The 11,535-nt window shown below is 41.6% G+C and carries 14 protein-coding genes; 4 read left to right on the forward strand and 10 right to left on the reverse strand.

The window, feature by feature from the left end; translation table 11 throughout:
* Positions 1-309 precede the first annotated feature (309 nt).
* Positions 310-1,836, forward strand: a complete 1,527-nt coding sequence (gene psbB, locus IQ224_RS16910; protein WP_002749271.1) for a photosystem II chlorophyll-binding protein CP47 — start codon at positions 310-312, stop codon at positions 1,834-1,836.
* Between the two features lie 291 nt (positions 1,837-2,127).
* Here the strand turns inward: psbB and IQ224_RS16915 are convergent, their stop codons facing one another.
* From IQ224_RS16915 to IQ224_RS16940, 6 genes are all read right to left on the reverse strand, one after another.
* The gene (locus tag IQ224_RS16915; protein ID WP_002736108.1) at positions 2,128-2,247 is read right to left on the reverse strand and encodes a photosystem II reaction center protein J; all 120 of its coding nucleotides are present in this window, start codon (positions 2,245-2,247) and stop codon (positions 2,128-2,130) included.
* A gap of 42 nt (positions 2,248-2,289) precedes the next feature.
* A complete protein-coding gene (locus IQ224_RS16920) occupies positions 2,290-2,409 on the reverse strand; it encodes a photosystem II reaction center protein L (RefSeq protein ID WP_002735805.1) in 120 nt (39 codons plus the stop codon).
* A gap of 10 nt (positions 2,410-2,419) precedes the next feature.
* Entirely contained in the window at positions 2,420-2,554 is a 135-nt protein-coding gene (psbF, locus tag IQ224_RS16925; RefSeq protein ID WP_002736175.1) for a cytochrome b559 subunit beta, read from the reverse strand.
* Positions 2,555-2,579: 25 nt separating this feature from the next.
* Positions 2,580-2,825, reverse strand: coding sequence for a cytochrome b559 subunit alpha (gene psbE / locus IQ224_RS16930; protein WP_002749269.1), 246 nt, complete (start codon positions 2,823-2,825; stop codon positions 2,580-2,582).
* 78 nt (positions 2,826-2,903) lie between these two features.
* On the reverse strand, positions 2,904-3,896 hold the full coding sequence (locus tag IQ224_RS16935) for a photosynthesis system II assembly factor Ycf48 (protein ID WP_036403250.1): 993 nt from the start codon (positions 3,894-3,896) through the stop codon (positions 2,904-2,906).
* A 106-nt stretch (positions 3,897-4,002) separates the two neighbouring features.
* Positions 4,003-4,350 (reverse strand): rubredoxin, encoded by a 348-nt coding sequence (locus IQ224_RS16940; RefSeq protein ID WP_002736293.1) that lies wholly within the window; start codon positions 4,348-4,350, stop codon positions 4,003-4,005.
* 547 nt (positions 4,351-4,897) lie between these two features.
* Here IQ224_RS16940 and IQ224_RS16945 point away from each other — a divergent pair.
* The gene (locus IQ224_RS16945) at positions 4,898-7,195 is read left to right on the forward strand and encodes a TOMM precursor leader peptide-binding protein (protein WP_194033250.1); all 2,298 of its coding nucleotides are present in this window, start codon (positions 4,898-4,900) and stop codon (positions 7,193-7,195) included.
* 117 nt (positions 7,196-7,312) lie between these two features.
* On the opposite strand, the gene IQ224_RS16950 is transcribed toward IQ224_RS16945, so the two are convergent.
* The 4 genes from IQ224_RS16950 to IQ224_RS16965 all read right to left on the reverse strand — a co-directional run bounded on the left by IQ224_RS16950 (position 7,313) and on the right by IQ224_RS16965 (position 10,097).
* Positions 7,313-7,681, reverse strand: coding sequence for a mannan-binding lectin (locus tag IQ224_RS16950; protein ID WP_002749266.1), 369 nt, complete (start codon positions 7,679-7,681; stop codon positions 7,313-7,315).
* A 161-nt stretch (positions 7,682-7,842) separates the two neighbouring features.
* On the reverse strand, positions 7,843-8,079 hold the full coding sequence (locus tag IQ224_RS16955) for a hypothetical protein (protein WP_002736310.1): 237 nt from the start codon (positions 8,077-8,079) through the stop codon (positions 7,843-7,845).
* Positions 8,080-8,506: 427 nt separating this feature from the next.
* A complete protein-coding gene (locus IQ224_RS16960; protein WP_084989996.1) occupies positions 8,507-9,253 on the reverse strand; it encodes a Uma2 family endonuclease in 747 nt (248 codons plus the stop codon).
* Positions 9,254-9,287: 34 nt separating this feature from the next.
* Positions 9,288-10,097: a Uma2 family endonuclease gene (locus tag IQ224_RS16965; RefSeq protein ID WP_194033251.1), complete on the reverse strand. Its 810-nt coding sequence runs from the start codon at positions 10,095-10,097 to the stop codon at positions 9,288-9,290.
* Between the two features lie 201 nt (positions 10,098-10,298).
* Between IQ224_RS16965 and IQ224_RS16970 the strand changes: the two genes are divergently transcribed.
* Together IQ224_RS16970 and IQ224_RS16975 are read left to right on the forward strand one after the other, a co-directional pair.
* Positions 10,299-10,877 (forward strand): hypothetical protein, encoded by a 579-nt coding sequence (locus tag IQ224_RS16970; protein WP_084989993.1) that lies wholly within the window; start codon positions 10,299-10,301, stop codon positions 10,875-10,877.
* Positions 10,878-11,153: 276 nt separating this feature from the next.
* Positions 11,154-11,535 (forward strand): transposase family protein (locus IQ224_RS16975; protein WP_194032458.1); only part of this gene is annotated, 382 nt, incomplete at its 3' end.

Genomic DNA, 11,535 nt, shown 5'->3' on the forward strand with positions numbered 1-11,535 from the left:
CCCAACACCCAACACCCAACACCCCACAGCCCACACCCAACACCCAACACCCAACACCCAACACCCAACACCCAACACCCAACACCCAACACCCTGATCTGGAATATTCTGGCGGAAGATCGATCGCAAAGACTTGAAATCTGTTCTAACAATAGTTACACTTCTTTAGAATAGATACACTTTTCAAGGGATAATGTAGGTTGGCTAACTCTTGCACTTAACAGTCGAGATTGTTGGGCTTATATTTTGACCCTGAATATAAAAAGCGTCTAAGTGGACACTAAATTGTCAATAGGAGGAGCGTAGTCAATGGGACTACCTTGGTATCGAGTACACACAGTCGTTCTCAACGACCCGGGCCGTTTAATTTCCGTTCACCTGATGCACACCGCACTGGTAGCGGGTTGGGCTGGCTCCATGGCCCTCTATGAGCTTGCTATTTTCGACCCCAGTGACCCCGTATTAAACCCGATGTGGCGGCAAGGAATGTTCGTGCTGCCCTTCATGGCCCGTTTAGGTGTCACCGGTTCTTGGGGTGGCTGGAGCGTCACCGGCGAAACTGGTGTTGACCCCGGTTTCTGGTCTTTTGAAGGCGTTGCCGCCGCTCACATCGTCTTATCCGGTCTGCTATTCCTAGCGGCCGTTTGGCACTGGGTTTTCTGGGATTTAGAATTATTCGTCGATCCCCGCACGGGCGAATCTGCGCTCGATTTGCCGAAAATGTTCGGTATTCACCTGTTCTTATCTGGTTTACTTTGCTTTGGTTTCGGTGCTTTCCATCAAACAGGCCTTTGGGGTCCCGGGATGTGGGTTTCCGATGCCTACGGTTTAACTGGTCATGTGCAGCCCGTAGCTCCCGAATGGGGACCTGCTGGTTTTAACCCCTTTAACCCCGGGGGTGTGGTAGCTCACCACATTGCTGCGGGTATCGTCGGGATTATTGCCGGTTTATTCCATTTAACCGTTCGTCCCCCCGAAAGACTCTATAAAGCCCTGAGAATGGGTAATATCGAAACGGTGCTTTCTAGCAGTATCGCCGCCGTTTTCTTTGCCGCTTTCGTCGTGGCTGGAACCATGTGGTACGGTAATGCTACCACCCCGATCGAACTCTTTGGCCCGACCCGTTACCAATGGGATAAGGGCTATTTCCAAGAAGAAATTGAGCGTCGCGTTGAGGCCAGCATTGCCAACGGAGCCACCATCGCCGAAGCTTACCAAGCAATCCCCGAAAAACTGGCTTTCTATGATTATGTCGGTAATAGCCCCGCTAAAGGTGGTTTATTCCGTACTGGTGCCATGGATAGCGGTGACGGTATCGCTAAATCTTGGTTAGGACACCCCGTGTTCAAAGATGGCGAAGGTCGCGTCCTCAGCGTGCGTCGAATGCCTAACTTCTTTGAAACCTTCCCCGTTGTCCTGACTGACTCGGAAGGTATCGTTCGCGCTGATATTCCCTTCCGTCGTGCGGAATCGAAACTGAGTATCGAACAAAGTGGTGTTACCGTTTCTTTCTACGGTGGCGCTCTCGATGGTCAGGTGTTCAGCGATCCTGCTGATGTGAAGAAATTTGCGCGTAGAGCGCAACTCGGTGAAGCTTTCGAGTTTGACACCGAAACCCTCAAGTCTGACGGGGTATTCCGCACTTCTCCGAGAGGTTGGTTTACTTTCGGTCATGCTGTCTTTGCTTTACTATTCTTCTTCGGTCACATCTGGCACGGTTCTCGTACCATCTACCGCGACGTATTCGCCGGGGTCGATCCAGATCTGGAAGAACAAGTGGAATTCGGTTTATTCCAAAAATTGGGTGATCTTAGCACTCGTAAACAAGAAGTTTAGTTTTAGCTAAATCATCTATATAACTAAAGGAGTCAATTCTTTGACTCCTTTTTTTAATTAGGGTCTGCTGAAAAAGTTTTTCGTGGGGGCAGGGTGTGGGGTGTGGGGAGAAGGGAGCAGGGAGTGGGGAGCAGGGAGAAACAATTGATAACTTGAGAGTTAATCACACTATTAAAAACGGATTTGGTATTAAAGTTTGATCGAGCTTTACTTTTCACCGAATAGTGAAAAAACCGCTAGTTATAGAAATAACTAACGGCTTTTTGCCGGGGGAAATTACCCGGAATGGAATTACATAGAGGAACCTAAACCGGCGTAAGCTCCGTAGAAGAAAAGACCAAGCACAGCGATAACGCCTAGACCGGCGATGGTCGCGACTAACCACAAAGGAATACGACCTTCTGCGAACATGAATAACACCTCCTAATTGCGATGACAATAAATCGGGACTAATTAGTTAAAGAAATAGCTGGAAAATAAAATTCCCAAGACAGCAACTAGGAGTAAACCTAGATAAAGAGAAGTACGATTTAACTCGACGGCTTGCCGATTTGGATTAGGTGTTCTTTCCATAATTGTTCTCCTAGCGTTGAATAAACTGCATTGCCGCAATTGCACCGATAAAGAAGACAGTGGGGACCGCTAAGGTATGAACTGCCAACCAGCGAACGGTGAAAATGGGGTAAGAAATGGGTTGATTGGGATTACCACTAGCCATTGTTTTTATCCTTAATTAAAGTAAACTACTGATTAAACTGCTCGATTTGATTTTTGGCCTCAAAGCGATCATTAATGATCGGTAATTCTTGACGCTCTTGAGTGTAATACTCATCGGGACGGGGAGTGCCAAAAACATCGTAAGCCAAACCAGTACTCACGAATAACCAACCTGCGATAAACAGCATGGGGATGGTGATGCTATGGATAATCCAGTAACGAATACTGGTAACGATATCGCCAAAAGGACGTTCGCCGGTACTACCTGACATGGACGGTTCTCCTCGGAATGATAGGACTTGAAAAATTCAATCTCTATAATAGAGACTTTGTTGACCCTGAGACAAGTTTTAGGCCGGTTCGCTAGGGGGATTATATTTCAGTAAAACCCCATTTTGTCCCAAGACAAAACCCTTGTCGGAATTGATAAAAACAATTCGATAGAGATTGGAGGGGACACTTTCCACCGCGCGATCTTTTTGCCAAGATTGGCCGCCGTCATCACTGACCAAGAGATTGCCGCTACCACCAGCGACCCAAATTTCTTCGGGGGTGCGGTAGTTGAGGTCTAAAAGTCCCCAACTGGTGGAAAACTCGGGGAATACCTTATCTTCCCATGTATCGAGATCATTGGGGCTAGTAAATTGTAGTTGACCACCCCGGGCCAGAGCCCACAGTTCCCCTTTTTCACCATAACCGACTTTTTGTAAACGGCGGGAAGAAAGACGATTGTGGGGTTGCCATTCTGTTGACCCCGGTTCCCAGGTGGAATAAAAGTTACCGCGTGCGGAAACGGCCACGTATTTACCATCATGGGAACGAACAATTGTCCGGGCCACACCCACAGCACCTTCCACTAAAGCTTGCCAAGTTTTGCCCCCGTCTTTGGTGCGGTAGATAGCACCTAAATCCGTGACCATTTCGGCGGTTTTGTCGTTCAGAGCGATAATTCCGTAGGGGGAACCGGGTAATTTTTCACTTAAGGGGATACGGGACCAGCTGCTGCCCCCGTCTTCGCTATGGAGAAGAATTGAGGGTTTACCGACAATCCAACCCTCTTGGTCGTGGAAACTGACGGCGCTAAAGCTAACTTTTTCGTCGCCAAGGTTGAGGACTTTTTGCTGCCAGCTGTCCCCCCCATCGCTGGTTTCAAAGAGGGTAGATTTGGTTCCCACTAACCAACCGTGCTGCAGGTCGCTGGTAAAGGCGATATCGGCAAAAGTGGAGTCAGTGTCGAGGGTGAGGATTTGCCAAGGACTATTGCTCAGGGATGGCACATTACTACAGCTAAAGCAGAAAAAGGCTACAGCTAGAACTATTACGAATTGTTTCAGTTTTCTCATCAATGGTTCAGAGGTATTGGTCAAGGAATCGGGACGGATTAAGGTTTGTACCCGATGGGTTACAGGCTCATAAGAGCCGTTGGATTAAAGATAATGAGTGCTTGAGTTAGTTTAAACCATACAAACTAATAAAGAAAACAAATCCTAGCGCTAAAGCCCCGAAAATCAAAATATTTTTTTGTGCGGGAGTCAGACGGTTGACTCCAAAACCATAGCTAAGATTTTCTTGGAATCCCGAAGGAGCATCTTTAGCTCCGATGTTGATAAATTGGGAACGACGCACACCACACACGGGACAGCGCCACGTTTCTGGCAATTCCTCGAAGGGGGTTCCAGCGGGAGTGTTGGTTTTACTATCTCCCTTGCTGGGGTCGTAAACGTAGCCGCAGGAGCGACATTCGTGGTTGGCAGGGGCCTGGTCGGCTAGGGTTAGTTCTGGTGGGCGATCGCTCATAACTAAGATTAAGGGAATTTTCAACACTCTGTTACAAATTATCCTTGAAAATTGACCTCTCTGACGGCCAACCCCTAACAGAATAGCCAGTTTTCAAGTCTGAAAAGGATTAGGGAGGCAGCATATCGGCTTAAAAAAAACTAAGATTAATCTATTAGGGCTTAAATGTCTATTAAAACTTTATTAAGTTGATATTTGGGCTATTTACCCTGATTTTGGTAGTCAAATTTATTCCGAGAAATTGAGAAATTTCAGGCAGGGAAGAAATTAGGGGTCTGATTTCTCATCTCTAACCGATTATTCTTGACCAAATTGACTAAATCCCTAGCTTAATTTCTTCTTAGAGGCGAGAGTGAAGCTAAATTACTTGTCTCCATATTGAATAAATTTAATCACTTTTAGCGATCGCTTTTATGTTTTGCCATAAATGGGCTGCTCTCTCCCTGTTCCCCAAAACGAAAACTTCGCACCTCACTATTAAGATGACTGCTATCAACCTTATATTATAGGTATATCATCAACCTTAACTAAAAAGAGAGTAAAAATTATGTTCAACCAGCTTGATTGGAATCCTGCCTATTCAATTGAAACCCTAGAACCAAATACGGTATTTTTTCTATCTGAGCGAGAATCAATCTGTTTTCAAGAGCCGCTTTATTATCGTTTAGTAAGATTAATCGATGGTCAACGTAATCTTGATGAAATTATTGATATTCTTCAGTTAGAATTTTTACAAAATCAAGAAATCAATCCCAATAATCCCAATTCGCTTGCAGTTATTATTAATTATAGCCTGGCAATTCAAAAAGCAATTTTTCAGTTATATAAACGAGGGTTTTTATTAGAAAAAAAAGAATTATTGCCGTCTAATTTAGCAATTTTATGCCATCATCTTCAGGTTTCTCAAGCCCAAGCTTTTGAACGATTACAATCTCTGAAGGTTACAGTTAAAAGCCTAGGCTCAATTCCCCAGCAAGATTTGATCAATATTTTAAATTCCTTGCAAGTTCAAGTCGCAGATGAAGGGGATTTAACCATTATTTTAACCGATAATTATCTTCATCCTGATTTAGAGAATATTAATCAACAAGCTTTAGCCTCGCACAAGCCTTGGTTATTAGTTAAACCCCGGGGAAATCTAGCATGGATTGGTCCCTTATTTGATCCCGATAAAACTGGTTGTTGGCATTGTTTAGCTCAACGATTACGAGATAATCGTCCCGTGGAGGAATTTATCATTAGACAGAGAGAAAATAAGATTTCTTTAATTTCTCCTTTAGGATTTTCCTCGGCGACAATACAGACGGTTTTAAATATGACGGCTATGGAGGTTTTTAAGTGGATTATTCAAGGTAAAAATCAACGTTTAGAAGGAACAATGATGACTTATGATACTTTAAATTTACAATTTCAAGAGCATATTTTAGTTAAACGTCCGAACTGTCCTAGTTGTGGATATTCTCTAAATAAAACACCTTTACCAGTGGTTTTGGGACATCGGAAAAAGGCGTTTACCAGTGATGGGGGACATCGTTTTTGTTCTCCTGAAGAAACCTTAAGAACCTATCAACATCATATCGGTCCTATTACGGGAATTGTGCGAGAATTAAATAAGATACAAGGGAATGCTTTAGTTCATACTTATGTAGCTAAACATCATTTTCGCAGTGTCTTTGATGATTTAGACAGTTTACGGCAAAATATTGGAGGTAGAAGTGCGGGAAAAGGCCGTACAGATAGTCAAGCAAAAGCAAGTGGATTTTGTGAAGCTATTGAGCGCTATTCGGGAGTTTTTCAAGGGAATGAAATCAGAGAAAAAGCGAGTTATCAAGAGTTAGGAGATAAAGCTATTCATCCTAACAAATGTATGAATTTTAGTGAAAAACAATATCAACATCGAGAAGAATGGAATGGGAAGAATCAAGGATGGTTTCAAAAAGTCCCTGAACCTTTTGATGAAACTAGAATCATTGATTGGACACCTGTATGGTCTTTAACTGCTCAGGATTTTAAGTATTTACCAACGGGATATTGTTATTATGGTTATTCTCAATCTGAACCCTTAGATTGTTGGGCTGATTCTAATGGCTGCGCCGCAGGAAATACGATAGAAGAAGCGATTTTACAAGGGTTTATGGAGTTAGTGGAACGAGATTGTGTGGCTTTATGGTGGTATAATCAATTAGTTAAACCTTCCGTTAATTTAGAGAGCTTTAATGAGCCATATTTTGAGCAATTAAAGCAATATTATGAGGGGTTAAATCGGGAGCTATGGGTGTTAGATATTACCAGTGATTTGAATATCCCTTGTTTTGCTGCTATTAGTCCGAGAAAGGGGCGGGAAGTGGAGGATATTTTATTAGGATATGGGGCACATTTTGACCCGAAAATTGCTATTAGTCGGGCGTTAACAGAGGTTAATCAAATCTTACCGAATGTGTTATCTTTTAAGGAAGATGGGACAACGATTTATAATTCTTCTGCGGATCCTTTGGCGGTTAAATGGTGGCAAACTGCAAGGTTAAGCAATCAATCTTATTTAGTTCCCGATAGTAAAATAATACCCCAAAAAAGTTATGATTATTTACAATTAGCTAGTGATGATTTATTAGAGGATGTTAAATTGTGTCAGCGAATTGTTGAGTCAAAGGGGATGGAAATGTTAGTATTAGATCAGACTCGTCCCGATATTGGTTTAAGAGTTGCTAAAGTCATTATCCCCGGAATGCGTCATATGTGGAAGCGTTTAGGGACAGGAAGATTGTATGATGTTCCTGTTAGCATGGGATGGTTAAAAGAAGCTTTAACGGAAGATGAATTAAATCCTTTTCCCATGTGGATGTAACGCTTTTAAATAGGGGAGCTTATCACTGATCAGTAAAAGGTGCATCACCGAAGTAACACACCTTAAATAGTGTTGGGTTCCGTACCTCAATCTAACCGATGAGAGATGCGATCGCACTTAGAAAGTGTACTTGATTTGAATAACACTCATGACACCTTCAACAATGGTTCGCCACTGTCCAGTAAATTCTGCACCATAAGATGCTGCAATTTGCGGACATAATTTTTGTGCTTCATCGTTGCTCCAGAGAGGTCCAGCTAAAACATCAGTTTTAAATTCATGAGTTCCAGTATTTTCCACCTGTAGTTCTACTTCTACTACACTCATTGCACTTTCAACTACGGTTGTCCACTGACCAGTAAAGTTTCCTTGATGAGCAGCTGCAATTCTCGGATCTAGTTGTTGTGCTTCAGCGTTACTCCAGAGGGGGCCAGCAGGGATATTAACTGGCTCTTCGTTACTTGGTATGGTTCGATAGGGGGGCATAAATCGACTAAATCCTTATCTGGCAAGGGATTTAATTGATTAGTTCGCTCTAGATCGAAAATAATTGACAAAAATCGCTAAATGCCTTTCTATATAGGGGTTCCATCCCTTATAACCCCCGTTCATTGCATAACACAAACCGAAGAGCCTAATTTTCTAACTCAGAAAAATATTGGTTTGTGATCCCGAATAATATCTAGTATCCCATCGAGGATAGATTTCCTTGTCGATGCTTTTAAGTCTAGCTGATCATTAGCCCAGATAAAACTTTCTAATAACCAACAGCCAAAAAAGCCTGTACCTCCGGTAATAAATATCCGCTGTCCCCGCAATTCTTCCCAGAGGTCTTTAGTGTGGGCAAGAATGTGATTTAAGTCATTTGTTAGGTTAGGTTGCATCTTTAGCCAATCCATTTCGTAGAAAAAGACAAATCGACACAAAAATCAAAAGCAATAGATTTTTACATTCACTTTATCCAATGGGATAAGAAAAGGGTAACTCAAAAAAGAGATAACAAACAAGTCCATTATATTGTCTAATCATAAAAAACATCCAAAAAAATAAAAATGTTCCAAAAAATGCCAACAATGCAAATTTACCTACTCTAACATCTCCTCCGTTAATCCTAGAAATACGGCTCTTCTGGTTTCTGTGTGGAAACGAGGTCTATACTGATAGTTTCTTCGACAAAATAGTCCTAAAAGTGTTACCCGATCAGCATTTCACGATTCCATAAGCAAAAATTATCACACAAAGTCGAGAAGAGCCGAAATACCCCGATCCAGAAGATACATTCTATGATTTTATCAGCATTTGACAAGTATGCTACAAGGTTTCTGGTTCAACGCCTAATTCTCTTAATTTTTCAGCTAATTTTTGTCGTAACATTCGCTCCTGTTCGAGTTGATATTCAGTTTGTGTGACTCGTTCACTCCCCCATAATAACAGATTGCCCGACTTATCCCACCAGCGCAACCAATTAGTAGTAAATTCAGCTTTGCTTCCTTGCCAGACTCCCAAAAATAAGTTAATCTCTGCTATCCAGTAACGATTATTCTCATCTGGGAACTGCTGCTCATACTTTCCTGCCACTAAACAATAAACATCTAATTCTCCTGTTTTTGGCTGAAAAATTCCATAGACAGGTACTTGTAAGATTTGCTCGTAAAAATACCATTTTCCATAGGGATAGTGAGGGTTGATGGAATATTCACCCCCTTCGGTTTCCGAGATAAACTCTAGGACGATGGTAGGAATTTCTCCTTCAATGTGGGGAGTATAACTGCGCCGAATTGTTCCGCTAGGAATCGGTTTTACCGAGGGAATATAAACCCAATCAGGCGCTTTGACAATAGTTTGAGTTTTAACGGTAGCACACAAGCCAAAATTAGAGGCAATTAGCATTGATTCTAGAATTAATCCTGCTAATTCTAGGGATTCGCGTAAAGCTGCTGATAATAGGGGTTGCAAGTTGTTGTCCACAGGTTCGTCAGGTAGAATAAAATCATCTGGCAGTTTTTCCCAAGTAATAGTTGGTAAGGAGTTTGACTGAAGTAGTTGCATGGCTTTCATAAGTAATTTTACTAATTCAAATATCTAAAATGGGCTATAGATTCTCAGGATTAACTCCCAACTCTTTTAACTTTTGCACCAAACGTTGGCGAGAAATTTGTTCTCGCTCAAGTTCTAACTCAGCTTGTTCGGCTCGTTGCTTTTCTTGTTCGGATCGTTGCTTTTCCTGCTCGGTTCGTTGCTTTTCCTGCTCTACTAACTCACTGCCCCATAATAACAGATTTCCCGACTTATCCCACCAGCGCAACCAATTAGTAGTAAATTCAGCTTTGCTTCCTTGCCAGACTCCCAAAAATAAGTTAATCTCTGCTATCCAGTAACGATTATTCTCATCTGGGAACTGCTGCTCATACTTTCCTGCCACTAAACAATAAACATCTAATTCTCCTGTTTTTGGCTGAAAAATTCCATAGACAGGTACTTGTAAGATTTGCTCGTAAAAATACCATTTTCCATAGGGATAGTGAGGGTTGATGGAATATTCACCCCCTTCGGTTTCCGAGATAAACTCTAGGACGATGGTAGGAATTTCTCCTTCAATGTGGGGAGTATAACTGCGCCGAATTGTTCCGCTAGGAATCGGTTTTACCGAGGGAATATAAACCCAATCAGGCGCTTTGACAACAGTTTGAGTTTTAACGGTAGCACACAAGCCAAAATTAGAGGCAATTAGCATCGATTCTAGAATTAATCCTGCTAATTCTAGGGATTCGCGTAAAGCTGCTGATAATAGGGGTTGCAAGTTGTTGTCCACAGGTTCGTCAGGTAGAATAAAATCATCTGGCAGTTTTTCCCAGGTGATTATCGTTGATTTTGTCGGTAAATCAATAGCAGATGGTGTCATGTTTATCTCTTTTTCATTAAGAAAAGCCAAGAATACTTAAAAAGTCGGTTTTCCCTTAATCACCCTTGGCAAATGGTTTATCTAGGCAATCAAGTGTTTTTTTGAATGACAATATATCGATTTTCAATGTCGTAGTTTCGGCTATTTTTTTTCGGCATTTCTCTATACATAGTCATCAAAAAATATCGCGGCAATAAAACAATGATCGGCTTTTTTGCGATTACTTGGATAATTTTTATCTACGCTTCCTCTAATTATCCTGATGAGCATTTTTATTCCCATCGTAAAATCTTACTCTGGTTTGCTTCTATACTTCTGGCGATCGCCAGCCTAGCCTATCTAAACTTGACTAAGACTTTCCACAGGATCCTCGCTCTAGTTCTAGCAATTATCATCGGCTATTCTATCGTAACTAATCTGTATTTTAATCAACGTTATCTTGCTAGTAAATACGGTTCCGAAAGACTCCTATCCGTGGCCGATACAGTGAAAATTATCAATCAGATTCCGGTCGGTTCAACCCTTTGCGATCCAGCTAAGAAAGGCAAAAGAAAAGAGCATGGTCAGTATGATTATATTGATACCTTTATGACCAAAAGAGAGCTAATGATCACCAATTCCTGCCCATCGGGTAGTTATTACATACAGCCGAAATTTAAAATGGCTATGCAAATGAACGATTTATTTCCAATTTTTACCCTCGTCAAAACTCCCCCTCTTGATCGCCCGATGACTTCCCTTCTGGAAACCCCAGAAGCCTATCTCTATAAAATCGAGTAGAAATACCTCAACCATGATAGCGGAATTTGCTTGGGATATTCTTAGGAAGTTTTCCTTTTGGGGAGTCGGTTGTCGGTAGTCAGCAATAAACTGTAGGCTCTTCGGGAATTGTTATGCAAATAATTAACTTAAAATAAAATTCGATGAGAGTACCTACGCCTAAAAGTAGCTGAAATCTATACAGGGAGACACTTACGGCACAAACAAGTTAATATCAAAAGATAGACAATCGAGTTAAGATTTGATATAATAGCCAAAAACCAGAGTATTTTACCTATGATACTTGACAAATTTTTGAACCTAAAAGGAACGTCTATTCAAGGCTATCTACACCTAGAAAATATCGGTATAGTTTGCCGAATCGAATCGAAAAATCAAAAAGCAATCTGTCCTCGTTGTGGGTTAGAGAGCGATAAACTCCACCAAAATCATCGACATTTAGTCAAAGATTTACCAATCTCAGGTCAACCAGTGTACCTACAGGTTAATCGTCGTCAATTTAAGTGCGATAATTGTCGAAAACCCTTTAGTGAAGAGTTAGATTTTGTCGCCAAGAAACGAACCTATACGAAAAGACTAGCCGAGAATATACTCGAACAATTAAAAGAAGGAGATATTTTAAATGTTAGCCGAAGAAATGACGTAACGGAAGAAGAGA

The sequence above is a fragment of the Microcystis sp. LEGE 00066 genome, from assembly GCF_015207925.1.
Lineage (GTDB): Bacteria > Cyanobacteriota > Cyanobacteriia > Cyanobacteriales > Microcystaceae > Microcystis > Microcystis ichthyoblabe_A.

Bases quoted from the DNA above. Each gene is read 5' to 3' on its own strand.
- psbF (WP_002736175.1), bottom strand. From the start codon at position 2,554: ATGGCTAGTGGTAATCCCAATCAACCCATTTCTTACCCCATTTTCACC.
- IQ224_RS16955 (WP_002736310.1), bottom strand. From the start codon at position 8,079: ATGCAACCTAACCTAACAAATGACTTAAATCACATTCTTGCCCACACT.
- IQ224_RS16960 (WP_084989996.1), bottom strand. From the start codon at position 9,253: ATGAAAGCCATGCAACTACTTCAGTCAAACTCCTTACCAACTATTACT.
- IQ224_RS16945 (WP_194033250.1), top strand. From the start codon at position 4,898: ATGTTCAACCAGCTTGATTGGAATCCTGCCTATTCAATTGAAACCCTA.
- IQ224_RS16915 (WP_002736108.1), bottom strand. From the start codon at position 2,247: ATGTTCGCAGAAGGTCGTATTCCTTTGTGGTTAGTCGCGACCATCGCC.
- IQ224_RS16965 (WP_194033251.1), bottom strand. From the start codon at position 10,097: ATGACACCATCTGCTATTGATTTACCGACAAAATCAACGATAATCACC.
- psbB (WP_002749271.1), top strand. From the start codon at position 310: ATGGGACTACCTTGGTATCGAGTACACACAGTCGTTCTCAACGACCCG.
- psbE (WP_002749269.1), bottom strand. From the start codon at position 2,825: ATGTCAGGTAGTACCGGCGAACGTCCTTTTGGCGATATCGTTACCAGT.
- IQ224_RS16935 (WP_036403250.1), bottom strand. From the start codon at position 3,896: ATGAGAAAACTGAAACAATTCGTAATAGTTCTAGCTGTAGCCTTTTTC.
- IQ224_RS16920 (WP_002735805.1), bottom strand. From the start codon at position 2,409: ATGGAAAGAACACCTAATCCAAATCGGCAAGCCGTCGAGTTAAATCGT.
- IQ224_RS16970 (WP_084989993.1), top strand. From the start codon at position 10,299: ATGATCGGCTTTTTTGCGATTACTTGGATAATTTTTATCTACGCTTCC.
- IQ224_RS16940 (WP_002736293.1), bottom strand. From the start codon at position 4,350: ATGAGCGATCGCCCACCAGAACTAACCCTAGCCGACCAGGCCCCTGCC.
- IQ224_RS16950 (WP_002749266.1), bottom strand. From the start codon at position 7,681: ATGCCCCCCTATCGAACCATACCAAGTAACGAAGAGCCAGTTAATATC.